Annotated in this window: 10 protein-coding genes; 5 read left to right on the top strand and 5 right to left on the bottom strand. The window is 51.4% G+C overall.

What is annotated here, in order from left to right; genetic code table 11:
* Positions 1-29: 29 nt before the first annotated feature.
* From DFER_RS13460 to DFER_RS13445, 4 genes are all read right to left on the bottom strand, one after another.
* Entirely contained in the window at positions 30-1,478 is a 1,449-nt protein-coding gene (locus DFER_RS13460; RefSeq protein WP_015812187.1) for a SusD/RagB family nutrient-binding outer membrane lipoprotein, read from the bottom strand.
* Positions 1,479-1,509: 31 nt separating this feature from the next.
* Positions 1,510-4,728 carry a SusC/RagA family TonB-linked outer membrane protein gene (locus DFER_RS13455; RefSeq protein ID WP_015812186.1) on the bottom strand — a complete coding sequence of 1,073 codons (3,219 nt, stop codon included), beginning with the start codon at positions 4,726-4,728 and terminating at the stop codon, positions 1,510-1,512.
* Between the two features lie 206 nt (positions 4,729-4,934).
* Positions 4,935-6,401 carry a SusD/RagB family nutrient-binding outer membrane lipoprotein gene (locus DFER_RS13450; RefSeq protein WP_015812185.1) on the bottom strand — a complete coding sequence of 489 codons (1,467 nt, stop codon included), beginning with the start codon at positions 6,399-6,401 and terminating at the stop codon, positions 4,935-4,937.
* A gap of 5 nt (positions 6,402-6,406) precedes the next feature.
* On the bottom strand, positions 6,407-9,628 hold the full coding sequence (locus DFER_RS13445) for a SusC/RagA family TonB-linked outer membrane protein (RefSeq protein ID WP_015812184.1): 3,222 nt from the start codon (positions 9,626-9,628) through the stop codon (positions 6,407-6,409).
* A gap of 810 nt (positions 9,629-10,438) precedes the next feature.
* On the opposite strand from DFER_RS13445, the gene DFER_RS13440 reads away from it, so the two are divergent.
* The 5 genes from DFER_RS13440 to DFER_RS13420 all read left to right on the top strand — a co-directional run bounded on the left by DFER_RS13440 (position 10,439) and on the right by DFER_RS13420 (position 17,724).
* The gene (locus DFER_RS13440) at positions 10,439-13,645 is read left to right on the top strand and encodes a SusC/RagA family TonB-linked outer membrane protein (protein WP_015812183.1); all 3,207 of its coding nucleotides are present in this window, start codon (positions 10,439-10,441) and stop codon (positions 13,643-13,645) included.
* A gap of 11 nt (positions 13,646-13,656) precedes the next feature.
* Positions 13,657-15,135 (top strand): SusD/RagB family nutrient-binding outer membrane lipoprotein, encoded by a 1,479-nt coding sequence (locus DFER_RS13435; RefSeq protein ID WP_015812182.1) that lies wholly within the window; start codon positions 13,657-13,659, stop codon positions 15,133-15,135.
* A gap of 76 nt (positions 15,136-15,211) precedes the next feature.
* The gene (locus tag DFER_RS13430; protein WP_229206247.1) at positions 15,212-15,793 is read left to right on the top strand and encodes a DUF5011 domain-containing protein; all 582 of its coding nucleotides are present in this window, start codon (positions 15,212-15,214) and stop codon (positions 15,791-15,793) included.
* A 13-nt stretch (positions 15,794-15,806) separates the two neighbouring features.
* Complete coding sequence (locus DFER_RS13425; RefSeq protein ID WP_015812180.1) at positions 15,807-16,289, top strand: lipid-binding protein; 483 nt, start codon at positions 15,807-15,809, stop codon at positions 16,287-16,289.
* An 85-nt stretch (positions 16,290-16,374) separates the two neighbouring features.
* Complete coding sequence (locus DFER_RS13420) at positions 16,375-17,724, top strand: amidohydrolase (protein ID WP_015812179.1); 1,350 nt, start codon at positions 16,375-16,377, stop codon at positions 17,722-17,724.
* 2 nt (positions 17,725-17,726) lie between these two features.
* Here DFER_RS13420 and DFER_RS13415 read toward each other — a convergent pair whose 3' ends face one another.
* Entirely contained in the window at positions 17,727-18,527 is an 801-nt protein-coding gene (locus DFER_RS13415; RefSeq protein WP_015812178.1) for an SDR family oxidoreductase, read from the bottom strand.
* Between the last annotated feature and the right edge of the window lie 3 nt (positions 18,528-18,530).

Raw genomic sequence — 18,530 nt, 5'->3', positions numbered from 1 at the left:
ACTATTGGGAAACTTGTAATAAGTTGTGATCAGGGCTTGTCCCACCATACGCGGGTATAGTGGTCATCCTTGCCCTGGCTTTGAAGTACGGCCTGATAGTTTGCCTTGTTGAGGTTGTTTTCGGTAACGGGGTAAGCAAGCCGGCGAGGGATTTCAGAACCGCCGTTGAGGGTGGTTGCGGCCGGTTTCAGCACCGGAAAGCCGGTTCTCCGCCATTCCGACCAGGCTTCTGTTCCCTGGAAAAACAGTGCAATCCAGCGCTGGACGCTGATTTTTTCGATGGCCGCATTGGCAGTGTATGCAACGTCGGGTTGAGCCAGGTAGGCTTTCAGTGCGGCGTCGGTGTAGTTTGTTCCCATCCATTGCTGCAACGAGGCCGCCACCGCCGATTCGTAGAGGATTTTGGCATCGCCGTTCGTCCAGCCGAGCGCCGCGGCCTCGGCCTGGGCAAAGAGTACCTGCGCATATGTCATCACATTCACGGCCGAGTTCTGCTGCGAGAGTATCGATCCGATCAGCGAGAGGTCTTGCGCCTTTGAACCGCCTACCGCATAGGGGACGCCTGTGTATTCGCCGGAGATGTTTTTCGCCGCCAGGTAGGGGAGCCGGGGATCGGATACTTTTTTCAGGTAGTTGACGAACACATCGCTGAGTGCATAGTCTTTTCTGTTGCTAACCACATAGTTGGTGTAAACCGGGTTTTCATTATTTGATTCCGACAAAAACTTGTACTGCACATTATCGTCCGCGGAAGTCATAACACCGTCCTGCAAGGCAGCCTGAAATTCCATTTTACCCGTTTCGGGCTTCACTTTCGACAGGCGCAGCGCTGCTATGAGGCGAAGTGAGTTTGCAAACTTCTTCCATTTAAGTGTATTCCCATTCAAAAGAATATCTCCCTGAACGGTTTTCCCTTCGTCGAACTGCGCTGCTGCTTCTTTCCATTCTTTGAAAAGGTCGGTGTAGATCGCTTCCTGCTTATCGAATGATGGTGTGAAGTCGGCGTCGGCTTTCAATGCTTCCGAGTAAGGAATATCGCCCCAGCGATCGGTAATCCATTGGAAGAAATAAGCTTTCAGGATTCGCGCAATGGCGATCTGGTTGGCATTTGACCCGAATGCGGACGCAGCGATTTTGGTGTTTTCACCGGTATTGAGTTCAATGACGTGTTGCAGGTTGATCAACGGGCCGGCATACCAGCCATTGTAGTTGAAATTGATCGTTTTGTACTTCGAATCCTCGATGTAAATCACATCGCCGAATTGTTGCACATACATAGCCGGAACGATGTTCGCTCCGCCGGGGCCTACCTGCGCGTTGATCGTGCCTACATTGCGCAACGCGCCGGTCAGCAGGCCCGCTGTGCTCGGCGAGGACGGGTTGTTGGGGTTCAGGTTCATGTCTCCAAAGTCACTGCATCCTGGTGCAAAGGCCAGCAAGGCGAGTGCGATGGCGGATATATGCCAGCGTTTTTTCATGATCGGACTGATTTGAGGTAAATGTTTTTGCTTAAAAACCTACTCTGAGCGTGGCGCCGACTGACCTGACCGGCGGGAGCTGCCCACCTTCGTACCAGAGCGTTTCTGTTTCTGAAATGTCGATTCCGCCACCGATTGCGCTGTACATCAGCAGGAGGTTTCGGCCGATCAGCGATACGGAAGCCGATTTCAGATGTCTGCCCAAAAGCCTTTTCGGGATTTTATAGCCGAGCGACACTTCGCGGAGCTTGACGTAGGTTTTATCGTAAATCCATTGCTCATTGAGTGCGAAAAGCCAGTTTTCATACAGGTTTTGCGTGTCTACCCGGTAGGTGTTGGGTTGGCCGTCTTCCGTCACCGCATCGAGCAACACACCGCCGCCATTCGCCGGATCGTCGCGTTTAGGCTTGCCGAGCTCGTTGTTGCCGGCTGTTTCCTCGGCTAACCCGGAACCGGCATTGAACATGCGGGTTACCGAAAAGAACTTACCGCCTACCACGAAATCGGTGCTCAGCTGCAATGTCAGCCCTTTGTATTCAAATGCATTGATCAACCCGCCTTTGAATTTCGGTAACACATTGCCGAGGTTCACATTGTTTTCCTTCACGTACAAACCTGCTTTTCCCGCTTTAATGTTTTCGGGCGTCGGGGAATAGACCACCTTGTTGCCCTGTTCGTCTCGCTTGATGCCGACGCCTTCCAGCATTCCCCAGTCTTTCCCCTCGCGTGCATTGAGCGTTAACGCGCGCCACTGCGGTCCGTCCAGGCGGTAATTGTCGCTTTGCTCCGTCAGCTTGACCACTTTCGATTCGTTGCGGTCTGCATTGATGTCCAGCTCCCAAAGGAACTCGCCGGTTTTAACCGGTTGGGCCGAAATATGCAATTCCAGGCCCTTTGTTGTGATCATTCCAGCATTTACGACGGCATTGTTATAACCGCTCGTGGAAGCGACGGCGAGCGGGATAATCTGGTTGCTGTTGTCGTTGTTGTAGGCTGTGAATTCGAGTCCGAGGCGGTTGCTGAAAAACCGCAGGTCGATCCCTCCCTCGTAGGACGACGACATGCCGGGTTTCAGGCTGGAATTGGGCAGGATACCGGGCAATGTCATCGTAGGATTTGAACCATAAACGCTTCCGGCATTATAACTAAGGGCGGTTTGGTATGCGCCGAGATCGGTGCCGACCTGCGCATAGCCGGCTCTCAGCTTTCCGAACGACAGCACGCGGTTGGCCGGAATAAACTCCGAAAACACGAGGCTGGTGGAAACGGAGGGGTACAGATAGCTATTGCTCGACGGCGGGAGTGTGGATGACCAGTCGTTTCGTATCGAACCTTCGATGAAAAGGAAGTCTCCGTAGCCGACGCTGGCGTTTGCAAATACGCTGTTTACTTGCTTCTCAAAAAGGTAGTTTGCCGTCAAAGGGCGGTCTTTGGAGGCGGCAATATTATAGTAGCCAGGTGTGGTAAGGCCGCCGACAGTGGCCTGCAATGTGCCTTCGGTACGGTTGTAACGTATGTTTCCCCCCGCATTGATCAGTATCGATATCTTTTGAATGTCCTTGCCGAAGCTGGCAATGGTTTCATAGTTGTTTTCTGATATGGCTCCGCTGAGGTAGGCGTAAGCCCCCAATCCACCAGCATTCAAAGTTCCTGACGCAACGCGGCCGTCCATGAAGAAGGTGCCATAGTCGCGGCGGACTTTTCCGGTGATTTTCAGGTAGTCGGTAACCTGATAGGTAAGCCCTGCATCGCCGAAAATGCGTTGCTGGCGGTTTACGTTCGTGTTTTCGTACGCCTGCGTGTACGGGCTGTCCCAGTATTTGGGTCGGGCGTCTGTCGGGCTTCCGATGTTCCAGCTTCTGAACGTGCCGTCGGGATTTTTATAGTTTTGAAGGTCTTTGATGTCCAGCTGGCGCTGGAACCATTGGTTAAATGACCCCGTCGTTTGATTGTAGCCGTTCAATGTGGCATTATTGGTGTTAAAAAGCGCAGTGCCCGTACCGGTGCCGCCCGAGCTGCCATAGCGGTCGGCTGGGGCGTTGTCGGTTTTGGTTCCGGTGTAACTTACGTTCAGTTCCGCCGTCAGTTTTTTAGCAAAGCTGATCGACGTTTTTGCGCTGATATAGTCGCGAAGCTGCCGGCTGTTCGGAACAATGCCGTTGTTGACAATGTGCGTGTAGGAAATGCGTGACGAGTAACTGTCGCCGGCCTTTGAAAAAGCGATGTTTGAATTATAGCTGACCGGCTTTTCAAAGAAATCACGCACATTGTTCGGGTGTGCTACGAATGGGGTTTCTTTCCCGAACCCTTCGCCCGGTTGCCACGAAAATGCGGACCGGTGCATCTGGCCGTCCAGTTTCGGCCCCCAGCTCTCGTCTGCCGAGTAGTCCAGGATGCGCTGGCCTTCATAAGATGCCCAGGCGGCCGGGTGGATCTGCGGGTTGAATTTGAAGGTTTCCCATTCCTGAGAATAGCCTCCGCCGTACTCATTCTGATACCTGGGCAGCAGCGAAACCTGGTCCATAGTCATGCTATGGTTGAAGTTTAAGGATGTCTCGCCGGATTTTCCTCGTTTGGTCGTCACCACCACCACACCGGCTGATGCGCGGTTGCCGTACAATGCCGTCGCGGAGGGCCCTTTCAAGACTGTAAGCGATTCCACGTCATCCATATTGACCATGCTGATATCCGTGGGCGTACCATCCACAACGTACAGCGGATCGCTGCCTGCGAGCGAGTTGATACCCCTGATCCGGATGGTAGGCGTCCCGAATTTTGCAGCCGACTGGCCGAGTACCTGCACACCGGCAATTTTCCCGGCGAGTGCATTGCCTATATTCGGGTCGCGGGCGAGTGTGAGTTTGTCGGCCTTAATTTCCTGAACGGCATAACCCAGCGCTTTTTTCTCCCGGGCAATGCCCAGCGATGTGACGACAATCTCCTGAAGTTGCGTTTCATCGCTCGTCAGGACGACGTCCAGCCTGGTTTGATTCCCCACCTGCGCGTCCTTGCTTTTAAACCCAATGAAACTGAAAACGAGAATATTACCAGGCTCTACGTTGATGGTGTATCGGCCGTTATTGTCGGTAATGGAGCCCTTGGTCGTGTTTTTTACCGAAATATTGACACCGGGTAACACCGATCCGTCTTCGGCCGTGACCTGGCCGGTTAGTTCGCGCGTTTGCGCATAGGCAGGGGTAAAGAAGAGCACGATGATACCGGCTCCGAGTGTGAGTAGTAGTTGTTTCATCCAAAAGTCAGGTTTGTAGTTGAAGGGTTTTCGAAAACCTTATGACTCTGAATTTACAATCATAGCATCCTGGTGAAAGGAATGTATCCAGCATCCGGCAGCGCTCAGCTTTTAACCGGTATACTGTCTTTGAACGGAGTGGGATTTTTGTAAACGAAGAAAGGCGGACCGAAGCCCGCCTTTCCTGCTATTTTCAATTCACGCTATCAGAATTTATCCCACCAGAGCTTCGTCGTCAGCTCGTCGCCGCCGATTGCGTCTGCGGCTGCGGCGCGGTTAGATCCGTTGAGCGTCTGCTCTACGATCGGGTAGATCATCCGAACAGGGATCGCCAGGCCGGCAGGCACGTTTCCGCCCGACGGTGGAGACAGTTTCGGGAAATCCAGCCTTCTCCATTCAACCCACGATTCCCAGCCTCTGTTATAAAGCGCGAGCCATTTCTGGAAACCGATTTTTTCTTTCCAATTGCCTTTTGCGGTTGCGTAGGCCACTTTCGGCTGCGCCAGATAGGCTGCTGCGCGCGCTGAACCTTGCGAGGCAACTTCCGTATCGGGGTCCTGTGAGGTCCAGTACACGATGGATGCCGTTACGGCTTTGTTATAGTGGTTGGCTGCATTGCCGGCGATAAAGCCTCTTTCCACCGCCTCGGCCAGCAGGAATTCCACTTCGGAATAATCGAGGAGCAGTCCTTCGAAGTCGGGCTCGATGATGAGGTCGCTTACGTGCGAGAAGTCGGCGTAAGTGTTGAGCATGCCATATTTACCACCCACGTACTTGCCCCCAACCGGCGTAAAGAACTGCGCTCTTCTCGGATCGTTCAGTTCGTTCATCGGGTTGACGATTGTTTCCGACGCTACAAAATCCTGGCGGCTGGTGTACAGCGGGTTCAGGTTCTGTGCGATCACGTTGTAGTTCGGCGGGGTCGAGATGTAGGGGAATGCTGCATTGTCCGCATTGCTCGTGAACACGTTCGGAGCGGCTTCGGCTACCATTGTCTTCGCTTTGGCAGGGTCGCTGTCGGCGATGATCATGGCAAGTTTCAGTTTCAGCGAGTTGCCGAATTTCACCCATTGCGCCATATTGCCTTTGTAAAGCAGGTCGCCGTCGGAAAAAGGTGTTCCTTTCGATTGCAGTTTCGGAAGGGCTGCGTCGAGCCGGGCCAGAATGGCGTCGTACACCGTTTTGGCATCGTCGTATTTCGGCAGCGGGTTTTCGGGGTTCATCGACTCCGAGTAAGGGATGTTACCGAATGTATTTACCAAAGCAGCCCAGGTAAGCACTTCCACGACTTCAATCTGCGCCAGCTGCACATCTTTCGTTTCCTGGCTGATGAATTCATCCGCATTGACCAGCCTTCTCGACTCATTCAAATCGGAGATCACACCTTTGTACAGTCCGCGCCAGAATGATTCTGGGATAATGCGGGCTGTTACATTGTAGCGCGGCTCATCCAGATAAGTGGTGGTGGTCCAGTGCTGAACGTACAGACGGTAGTTGTTTACATTAACGTTGGGGCTGGTGAGCGTGTCGGCCAGACCTTTCAACGCGTTGGAGAACAGGGTAACAGGCGGTGCCGTCGAGGGACGCTTGGTATCCACATTGTACTCGTCCAGGCTATCGACGCAGGCCGTCAGCAACAGGAACGGGAGGAAAAGAATGATTAGTTTTTTCATATCGCTTAGAAACGGAATTTAACATTGAAGCCATAGTTTCTTACAGCCGGGTAAGCACCGCTCTGGTAACCGCCCGCGCCGTTCAGCAGTCCTGAGCCGAGGCCTTCTTCCGGGTCCTGGAATTCCATGTTTTTGTGAAGAATCCACAGGTTACGGCCGATCAGCGAAACGTCGATCTGCTTGAATGCACGCAGCTTGCTCACGATCGCCTGCGGAAGTGCGTAAGTAAGGGCAACTTCTCTCAATTTTACATAGCTCGCGTCGTAGATGTACATGGCTCTCGGCGGGTTGCCTGGGTAGCCGTAGGCAGTAGCACCGTTTCCGTCCACATTAGCCGCGCGCACGGTGTTAGGGCTTCCATCTGCTTGTACACCCGGGAAGAGCACGCCGCCGCCTTCTGAAACGGGAGATCTTTTAGGATTGCCCAGTTCGTTCAGGCCGGCTGTGATCGGGTAAAGGCCCGTTCCTTCACCATACCATTGGTCGAGTGACCACACATCGCCGCCGTGACGGATGTCGAGCAGGAAGCTCAGCGAGAGTGTTTTGTATTTCAATGTATTGCTCACGCCTCCGATCCAGTCGGGGTTGGGGTTACCGATAATTTCGGCTGAGCTCGAAGTCGCTGCATAAATACCATTGGCTTTCACCACTTTCTGGCCGGTGCCTTCGTGGTAAACGAAGTTGGTACCGCGGATAATACCGAATGGTTGGCCTTTGGCAGCGTTGATAGACACCCCGCCCTGCAAGCTGGCGATGGTAACGTTGGTTACCTCCGTTTCGCCTTCACCATACAGGCTGATCACCTTGTTGCGGTTTCTTGCGAAGTTTACATTCACGGTCCAGGAGAAGTCCTGCACACGGATCGGCGTTACGTAGGCGGAAATTTCGATACCCTTGTTTTGTACCTCACCGGAGTTGACATAACGGAATGCATAACCGGTAGCGGCAGTGATCGAAACGGGCAGGATCTGATCCAGCGTAGATGAACGGTAATAGGTGAAGTTGAAGCCTACGCGGTCGTTCAGGAATGCACTTTCCAGACCGAATTCATAGCTTTTGGTTCTTTCCGGTTTCAGGTCCGGGTTGTTTTTGGTATTTCTCAATGTAAAGTAAGGCACATTGCCGATACCCGTTGGCTTGTCGTACACGTCGATCGTGCTTCCCCATGGCGCATCGTTACCTACTTCGGCATAGTTGGCGCTTAATTTCGCCATCGTGAGCCAGCCCAGGCTTTTCAAAGCATTCAGGTTCGAAATGTTGAAGTTGGCACCGATTGCAGGATAGAAATAGGTGTTGTTGTCCTTGCTAAGCGTCGTCGATTTGTCTTGTCTCGCCGTCAGGTCGAGGTTTACGAGATCTTTGTAACCGAATGAAGCCTGTGCATACAAACCGTCCACGCCGATTCTTCTGTAAGTTTCAACAGGCGCTTCGATCGGGTTGGCCGAGTTGGAGAGGGAATAAAGCCCTGGTACAACCATTCCGCCGTTTGTCTGTGCCCGGATCGAGTTCTCAGTCGACCGGCGCATGCTTCCACCCGCCAAACCTGAGAAGTTGATATCCTTCGTAATGGCTTTGCGGAAATTGAAGATCACGTCGAGGTTCGTTTCGTTGAAACCTCTGTTAAAGCGTTTGTACTGAGCCGGATCGGCGCTTCCGAATGCAATGCGCTCTTCCTGCATATCCTGCGTGCCGTTGTAGGCGAAACGCGTGGTGAGGTCAACCCACGGTGCGATTTTGTAAACTGCCGCGGCATAGCCGAAGAAGTTGTCACGAGAGTCGTTCGAGAAGTTTTCGTAGCGGGAGAAATATGGGTTTTCGGAGTAAATGGGGCCGTTCTGATCGAATGGCGCCCGCGGATCGCCCCAGTTCCAGGTTACATCCTGTCTGTTCCTGAAATACGCAGCTTTCTGTTCGAGAATGTCGACGTTCGTCTGGAACCACTGTCTGAACTGCTGATTAGGGTTTTTGCCGTCATAACCGGTTCCGTAGCGGCCCACGCCTTTCACCTGCGAGTAGTTCGCATTGGCGGAGATCGTCAGCTTCTTGGTCAGGTCGAACGACGCCGAGAAGTTGAACAGGTTTTTGCCGAGTTTACTGTTCGGAAGCACCCCTTTTTCGTCGCTGCGGGTAAAACCGGCCTTGAAAGTGGTGTTTTCGCCTCCGCCCAGGATGCTTACGCTCTGGTTGGACGTAACTGCGGTTTGGAAGAATGCGTCAGGGCCGTTTTTGGCGGCTACCCAGGGGGTCATCTGGCCATAGGTCGGCGACGAGGGGTCAAGCGCATCCCATTGGTATACCATTCTGTTGGGATCGAATTTCGCTCCGTAAGAGGCATCGGCGTCGAATATCGCGATGTCGCCTTCGCCTGAGCCCAGGTTACCGCGGTAGAATTTGTTGGCCGAGCCGTCGCCGCCATAACCTGCTCCATATTCTTTCTGGTATTTCACATACGTGCTTTTGTCGATCTTGCCCCAGGTAACGCCGCTGTTGACGGTCACGTCGAAGCTGTTTTTGCGGCCTTGCTTGGTGGTAACGAGGATTACCCCGTTGGCTGCGCGTGAGCCGTAGAGGGCTGTCGCAGCGGCGCCTTTGAGCACGTTCACCGAGGCAATGTTGTCCGGGTTGATATCGGAGGCGGCATTACCGTAGTCGGTGCCGGAGCGGCCGGTCTGCTGGTCGGACGAGTTGTTGTTGGCGTTCGTCACCGGCACGCCGTCGATCACCCACAATGCCTGGTTGTTACCGGTGATGGATTTGTAACCACGGATCACCGCGCTGGTCGATCCACCGAGGTTATTGTTGGTTTTGATATCCAGACCGGCAATTTTACCTGCCAGCGAGTTCATCACGTTCGGGTTACGTGCCTGTACGATCTGCTCATTATTGATTTGCTGGGCTGCATACACGAGCTCATTGCGCTTCCGCTCCTGTCCAAGGGCGGTTACAACTACTTCCTGAAGTTGGCTTACATCGTTTTTCAGGGAGACGTTGATCACCGACTGGCTGCCTACAACCACTTCCTGGCTCTGGAAACCGATAAAACTGAACACGAGCGTAGTGCCGGAAGCGGCCGATATCGAGTACTTTCCGTCGGTATCGGTGGTGGTACCGCGAGTAGTACCTTTCAAAGAAATGTTCACGCCCGGAAGTATCGAGCCGTCGTCCGCGGTGACCGTACCGGTCACGGCGAGATCCTGGGCGTGCAGCTGCGTCAGAAATAGCAGCATACACCCCATTAGGGAGCATAAAATCTTCCTCATAAATTAATCTTAAAGTTAGGTTTGTTATGTAAACATACTGTTGCAAAAATAACTATTAGTTTGACCATTACAACCCGGTTATTGCTAATCTTCAAAATTTGCTTTGGTTTTTGTGACTGATTTGGCAAATATTATACTTGCAAAGGAATGTTTTTTGCAATTTTTTCAAATATGACTCATTTCCGAAAAATTGCGTGATTTTAAGCAAATGCTAATGATTATGCCCTTTTTTTGAGGATTTTGCAGCGTTTGGCGTAATCAGCCCATATTTGGGCCAATCGACGGTTTTAGTATACGTCGGCTATATACGTAGCTCGTTTTAAGAAAGAATCTAAATAGAAGCGGCCGCAGCCAACGGCGTGATTTTCTGAATGGAAAGGATGAAGGAATTTTTATTAATTATTTGCATTTTTTTAATATTGTTTGTATTTTGAATCAAATTTTTCGAGCCTTTAAACGGGCGTTTTTCAGGCCTCGAATCCGCACTTTTCCCTCCACATCACATTTAGTTAATATTAGAATTGTTTGAAAATCGTCTAAGGAAAGGTTGGTAGTGTTGAAATTTTGGCGACGAATACCGCAAAACGCGTGAAGTTCTAATAAATACGTTTATGCAACCTTTTTTACGCTTCCTGCTAACAAACTGGCAATGAAAGCCCGTTTCTGCCAAATTATATTCTGGACATTGATTTGCAGGGCGTTGTAATTGATTGAAACAACAATTAGTTTTGTAACCTTGACGCAATTAACCCAATAAACAAACTTTAAATCCTTTGTATGAGAAAGACTCTACTGTTTCTATTCTTAGGGTGCTTATTGATTCCTGGCTGGCAGGCATTTGCCCAGGATAAACAAGTATCGGGAGTTGTTACCGCCGACGACGGTAGCGTGCTCCCCGGTGTAAACATCACCCTGAAAGGTACGACCCGAGGTATCACCACCGATATCGACGGAAAGTACACTATCTCGGCCCCCTCTTCCGGAACATTGGTGTACTCGTTCGTGGGTTACATCAGCCAGAGCATCGTGGTCGGCTCGAAATCGACGATCAACGTAACATTGGCGTCGGATGCCCAGCAGCTGGGCGAGGTGGTCGTAACCGCGCTCGGTATTTCGCGTGAGCGTAAGTCGCTCGGTTACAGCACCGCCACCATTTCAAACACATCCATCACGGAAGCCCGTAACACCAGCCCGCTCGATGCGCTTAGTGCGCGCGTGCCCGGTCTGTCTGTAAACACGGCGTCAGGAGCACCGGGTGCGTCGACCGTCCTGAACATCCGCGGTTTCAATTCCGTGACCGGGAACAACCAGCCGCTTTACGTCATCGACGGCGTGCCGATGAACAACCGCGGTAACACTTCATCAACCAATGCGCAAAACAGCAATGATGATTTCAACCGTTCGATGGACTTCGGTAACCAGATGAACGACATCAACCCTAACGAAATTGAAAGCATTACCGTACTGAAAGGCATTTCGGCATCCGCCTTATACGGTAGCCGCGCAGCCAACGGTGCGATCCTGATTACTACCAAAAGAGGAAAATCCGGTAAGACACAGGTTGACATTTCATCGTCATTTGCGCAATCCCGAATACTTCGCGTACCACACCTGCAAAATACGTACGGCCAAGGATGGAGCGGCATATTCGATCGCCTCGAAAACGGTTCATGGGGACCGAAGCTCGACGGCCAGCCACGTGTATGGGGCAATGTGATCGACAATGCACAGATGTTGAAATCGTTCTCGGCACAGGAAGACAATATCAAGGACTTCTTCGATAAAGGCTACGAATGGAATAACAACATTGCGGTATCTGGCGGTACCGAAACGGCTAACTACCGCGTAGCTTATTCCAACGCGACCGCGGATGGTGTTGTACCTACCAACGCGGACTCATACAAACGTAATACGCTGAGCCTGAGTGGTGGTTTGAAGCTGGACAAGTTCTCGGTAAATGCCAACATCAACTATGTACACAAAAATCAGAAAGCGGTAGCTACCGGCCAGGGCGATGATGCGGGAGGTGGTAAAGTGCTGTGGCAAGAGCTGATCCAGATCCCGAGAGACCACTCGATTGTGGACTCGAAAGCTATCCTCGATCCGAGCAATCCGTTTTACAAATACATGACGTTGGATACGTATTTTACACCATACGCCCAAAACCCTTACTGGACGCTTTATAACCAGGGTAACAACTACGACGAAGACCGTATCTATGGTAATCTGGAATTCAACTATCAGATACTGAAAGAGCTGAGTGCGACATGGAGGCTGGGGGGCGACTATTCGGACGCATTTCAGAAAGACTGGGGTAATGTAGGCCGGATTACGGAAGGTTCACCGAATTACGGTATTGCCAACGATGTATTTGGTGCCGTTTCACAACTCGGGAGACAGAATCGCCAATTCAACAGCGATCTAATCTTAAATTATAAACACAATTTCGGATCAAGATTCGATGTACAGGCTTTCCTTGGGCACAACCTGAATGAAAGAACCGCACTTACCCACTTTTCCAAAGTGACCAACCTCGATTTGCCGGGCTTTTACAGCCTGTCGAACAGCTCGGTGACACCGATTACTTTCGGCACAACCAGCAAACGACGCCTGGTAGGTGTATATGGTTCAGCGACATTTGGATTTGATAACTGGTTATACCTGACCGTAGGGGCACGTAACGACTGGACAAGTACACTTCCAAAAGGCAAAAACTCGTATTTCTATCCGAGCGCCAGCATTAGCGCGGTTCTGTCCGATGTTTTCAAACTTCCTGCTGAAATCCCATTCGTAAAAGTACGTTTTGCCGCCGCTTCCGCGGGTAACGACGCGGATCCTTACCAAATTTATTCTGTGTATGTGCCGGGTGATGTGCGCGCGGGTGGTTTCGGAAATATTGTGTTCCCATTCGGCGGGATCAACGCCTACGAAGTTTCCAACAACCGTGGAAACGAGGCTTTGAAACCTGAAATTTCAAACGAATATGAAGGAGGGCTTGAACTGGGCTTTTTCGGAAGAAGGGTAGGGCTCGATCTGAGCTATTACAATAAGCTGACCAAGAACCAGATCATCAGCCTGAGCCTGGAACCGGCTACGGGTGTAACCACGCAAACGGTTAACCTGGGAAGCGTGCGCAATAAAGGGTTAGAGCTGGCCCTTAACCTGGTGCCGGTGCGTACGGATAAAATTGAATGGGGTGTTACTTTCAATTATAACAAGATCTGGAATAAGGTCGAATCCCTGGGATTGGAAGGCGGATCGGGTAATATCCTGTTGAACAGCAGCTACAATGTGAAATTACGTGCCAAAGTAGGCGAGCCGCTGGGTTCAATCTACTCACCAGACACACGTCGTGATCCAAACGGAAACATTATCGTAAACCCTGAAACCGGTCTGCCGCTGGTAAGCTCCGAAGAAACATACCGGGGCTCGATCAATCCGAATTACACGCTCGGCTTGTCGACCTACCTGGATTTCAAAGGTTTAAGGCTGAGTGCAAATGGTGATTACCGTAATGGTGGTGTGTTCTACTCTTACACAGCCCGCCTTAACTACTTCAATGGAAACGCCTATAATACGCAATATAATGACAGAGAGCCGTTTGTAGTTCCAGGCTCGGTGGTGGAGCATGATGGCGGTTTTATCCCTAACACGACGCCGGTTTCAAGAGCCGATGTATTCACCTACTACGGAGGACAAACGTCTGCCAACGAATTCAATCATGTGCTGCCCAGGACCTTCTTCAAGCTGAGAAACGTGTCGTTGACTTACACCGTGCCGAAAAAATCATTGGAAAAATTGCCCGTCCGCGGCGCGTCCATCGGTATTTTCGGAAGGAACCTGATCCTGTGGACGCCTAAGGCAAACCATTATGTGGATCCGGAAGCCAACACGTTTGGTACCAGTCTGAAAAACCTCTACGGTGAATTTGCCGCTGGTCCGTCTACGGCTACTTATGGTGTCCAGTTAAATCTATCATTCTAATAAGGATTCAAATGAAAGGAATTATAAAGAACGGCTTTTTGCTGTTTGCAGCATTTTCGCTGGGATCTTGCAACGATTGGCTGGATGTGAACGAAGATCCCAACAATCCGAGGACCGTACCTGCGGAATACGTTTTGCCGGCAGCGCAGGCTTCCCTGGCAGGTACCGTCGGCGGTGATCTGGCGATCATCGGAGGGATGTGGTCACAGCACTGGACACAGTCCAACTCGGCGAACCAGTACCGCAATATCGATTCGTACGACCTCACACCCGCCGATTATAATATCGCGTGGACCGAATTGTATGCCAGTGCCATCAACGATTTTGAGGACGTGAAAAGGCAGGCGACCGAGTCCGGCAACAACAATATGCTGTTGCAGGCCATCGCCGGGCAAACTTACGCTTACCTGACGCTGACCGATTGGTTTGATAAGATCCCGTTGTCCGAGGCATTGCAGGTAGAAACCATCAAAACACCAAAATACGACGATGGCCCTGCGGTATACGCCGAACTGTTGAAACGACTGGATGCCGCGTTGGCGCTGGATTTTAACAATGGAACGTCTACGGCGGTAGGATCGGACCTGATTTGGGGCGGATCCAGTTCAGCTGAGCAAATTGATCTCTGGAAGCGGTTCGTGAACACGCTGAAACTGAAAATGTACCTTCGCCAGACTGAGAGCGCTAACAAAACGCAGGCCTTGGCGGCTATCAAAGCCATGCTGGATGCCAATACCCCTTTGCTGGAAGACGATGCAGCGATCACAAAGTTTGTGGACGAGCCCAACAAGAGTAACCCGCTTTACGAAAACAATATTCGTCAATTGGGCACTGGGACCAACCTCCGTTTGAGTCGCACATTGCAATTGTATCTGGAAGAGAATAATGACAATGCTCGTTTGGCCGCTTACTTCGCACCTGGCCCTACCGGCCAGTATGGCATTGTGCAAGGGGATTACCTAACTACAGTCGCGGTAACAACTCCCAGCGTCGCCAGAATGTTGCCTACCGATCCCTTCTATTTTTTCAGCATCGACGAGATATACTTTATCCTTTCGGAGTCGTATCTGCGCCTAGGCAACGATGCCAAAGCAAAAGAGTTTTATGATAAGGCTGTAACGGAAGCATACGCGAAATTCAATATTACGTTTGATGCAAAAAAAATTGCCAAAGGTGGTGTTTATGAGTATCCGTCGGCTGGTAATACCGAGGCAAAATTAAAAGCGATCATGTACCAAAAATGGGTTGCGATGTTCCGTCAGGGGTACGAGTCGTTCTGGGATCAGGCGCGTACTGGTTATCCCGAAAAATCGCCGGTCGCTGCCACCGATCAGAACTACGTTCCGGGCCAGTGGACTTCGGCAGTGAATGCGGTAACCCCCGGAAGGGCATTGCCAAAGCGGCTCCCTTACACAGCCGCTTCGCGCGACGTCAATCCGAATGCGCCGGCGGCAGTTCCGGTTACAGAAAAAATTTGGTGGATGAAGTAATCACAGGTTATTGATCACGAACAATATGAAAAGAGGAATCAAGCTAATATTAGTAGCCCTGACTTTGTTTGCAGTTATGTCCTGCGAAGACAAAACGACAGAGGGGATATCCAGCATTACCAATTATCCCATCATCACCATAAAGGGTGATCAATGGAATGTGGTTAATGTAGGCGGCACCTTCACCGATGCCGGAGCGACCGCAACCGAGGGCGGCCAGGACATTGCCGTAAAGGTTGTGGGTACGGTGGATACCAAGACACCCGGCGTATACATTCTCGAATACCAGGCGGTTAACAAAGACGGATTTTCGTCTGTCGATTATCGCTACGTAGGCGTTATTTCGGCTGCGGCTGCCGCAGTGGACATTTCCGGAAAATACCAGCGTAATGCCGGTGCATTCGGTGTTTCCACCGTAACGAGGGTGAAAGGTAATCTTTACAAAACGGACAACGTGGGAGGTGTTTTGGCGCCGGCGGCAGGTGAGACGGTTTACTTTTACTATTACGACAAAGGTAAAATCGAATGTCCCTACCAGCTTACGCCCGGAAACTCTTTTGAATGCGAAAGCGAATCCATCAAAGAGGGCGTATCGTATAGCTGGATCGTGCTGAACCCACTATTTGGTACCGCATTGCGTACTTTTGAAAAACTTTAATATCGAAACACTTATGAAATATATAAAGTATTCCCTGATAGCGCTGGTTTTTGGACTATTGTCGTGCGACCTCGGAAATGAACCTGAAATAGAGGGTACGAAATTACAGGCAATGTGCGGTGAATGGTGGATCAATGTGTTGGTAGATGGTGAAGATATTGGCGCCGGCTTTAATTTGGTTACCACTGCCAATACAGCGGCCAACAACGAAACGGATCTCATTCTGGATGACCATGGACTTTGGCCCGCCAAGATTGTTACAAAGGTGAACCTTGCCGGAATGACCTTCAACGCAACACCAGACCTCTCTAATGAATACGATTCCGATATCAAAGTATCGTTAATAGAGGGTAAGATTCTGAAAGGTGCAGCTACGACACCAGGCGGCAACAAGACGGACTCCCTATATGTAAAGTTCGAGTTTTCGGATGATGCAGGAACTCAATACGAATATGCCGGCTACCGTCGCACCGGTTTCCGCGAAGACGAACACTGATCAAGCGCTAATGCTACATCAAGGCCTTATCCATTGCGGGTAAGGCCTTTTTTTATAACTTACGATTGTCACTTCACCATTACCTATGAAAATTCTTTCTACCAAAAGCATTTCCAGATTAGCCCTCCAAATCTCCGCGACGGCGCTGATCGCCGCAATACCCAGCCTGTCGGCACGCGCGCAGTCACCATTGGCCAAATCGATCGATCAAAAATCGCCGGCATTGGAAAAAAAGCTGGTCGAATGGCGACGCGATTTTCACCAGAACCCAGAACTCGGCAACAGAGAGTTTAAAACCGCCGAAAAGGTGGCCAATCATTTGAAACAGCTGGGCATTGAAGTACAAACGGGCGTGGCGCATACCGGGGTTGTAGGGCTGCTCAAAGGCGGCAAACCCGGCCCTGTGGTGGCATTGCGGGCCGATATGGACGGGCTGCCGGTGACCGAGCGCGTGGATGTACCTTTTAAATCACAAGTTACAACCGAATACAACGGACAAACTACGGGCGTAATGCACGCCTGCGGGCACGATACGCACGTGGCAATCCTGATGGGCGTGGCAGAAGTGCTGGCGTCGATGAAAAGCGAACTTCCGGGCACGGTCAAGTTCATATTCCAGCCTGCGGAAGAAGGTGCGCCGCAAGGCGAGGAGGGAGGCGCCGAGCTGATGGTAAAAGAGGGCGTGCTCGAAAATCCGAAAGTCGAGGCGATATTCGGGCTGCATATCGATTCGCAGATCGAAGTCGGCAAGATTGCCTACCGGCCCGGCGCGACGATGGCGGCGGTCGATTTTTTCAGTATTGATGTGAAAGGGAAACAGACGCACGGCGCTTACCCGTGGTCGGGCGTTGACCCGATTGTGACGTCGTCGCAGATCGTGACTGCACTGCAAACCATCGTAAGCCGCAACCTCAACCTCACGCAGGCACCGGCTGTGGTGACCATCGGTGCCATCCACGGCGGCGTGCGGCAGAATATCATCCCCGAATCGGTGAAAATGATCGGCACGATCCGGACTTTTGACGAGGGAATGCACTCATTTGTACACAAGCGCATTAACGACATATCGACCAACATTGCCGAAAGTGCCGGTGCCACGGCCAAAGTGGATATCGATGTCATGTACCCGGTTACCTATAACGACGAGGCGCTGACGGCCAAAATGATCGGTACGCTCGAAAATGTGGCTGGAAAAGAGCAGGTGAATGTGATTCCGGCGAAAACCGGCGCCGAAGACTTTTCATATTACCAGCAAAAAGTGCCGGGTTTCTTCTTCTTTCTGGGAGGAATGCCGAAGGGTAAAAAGGTGTCGGAAGCGGCCCCGCACCACACGCCCGACTTCTATGTGGACGAGGGCAGTCTTGTGCTCGGTGTGCGGTCCATCGCGCGGCTAGCCACCGATTACCTCGAAAAGGCGAAAACGAAAGCGAAGTAAGGCTATTCCGGAATGTTCTTCCTGACCTGATCGAACAGGAGGCTCGGGAAGAATCGTTTGAGATAAATGGCGGCCACTTCTTTAAAACCACCGATATAAATCTCCTTCTTGTCGGTTTTCACCGCATTCAGGATTTTTTGTGCACAAACATCGGCCGGTATGCCCGTGGCCTGATTGCTATCCATTTTTCCAAATTTATCGCCCGCCGCATCCAGCGCATTGAGTGAAATGTTGGTGCGAATGTAGCCTGGGCAAATGGTGGTGACTTTGATGTTATGCTGATAACCCTCAGCCCGCAGCGAGTCGTAGAACCCTTGAAGCGCATGCTTGGCAGCATTGTATCCCGACCGCATGATGGTACCGATTTTACCTGCAACGCTGCTCATCACAATAAAATGCCCCGATTTCCGGGCGATCATATGCGGCAAAACCGCCTTGGTAATGGCCACCGTGCTGAAAAAATTGACGTTCATCAGGCTTTGATACACTTCCAGATCGGTGTCGTTGATATAAGAGCGCTGACTCACGCCCGCATTGTGCACCATAATATCGATATGCCCGAAATGCGCGATCACCTGATCGGCGGCAGGTTGGGCCTGGTCCAGCTGCGTCACATCCAGAGGCAACACCAGCACATTGGCGGCCGGTAATGCGGTTTGTTGCTTCACCCGTTCCAGCTCTTCGCGCCGGCGGGCCGTGAGCACGAGTTTAGCGCCTTCTTTGGCAAAAGCCATCGCCAATGCCTCGCCGATACCCGAAGATGCGCCTGTGATCCACACGACCTTGTCTTTGAAATTTGTCATAAT

Origin of the sequence: Dyadobacter fermentans DSM 18053 (genome assembly GCF_000023125.1) — a bacterium.
Taxonomy (GTDB): domain Bacteria; phylum Bacteroidota; class Bacteroidia; order Cytophagales; family Spirosomataceae; genus Dyadobacter; species Dyadobacter fermentans.
The sequence above is the reverse complement of the archived record's forward strand: the minus strand, read 5'-3'. Positions and strand labels throughout refer to the sequence as shown.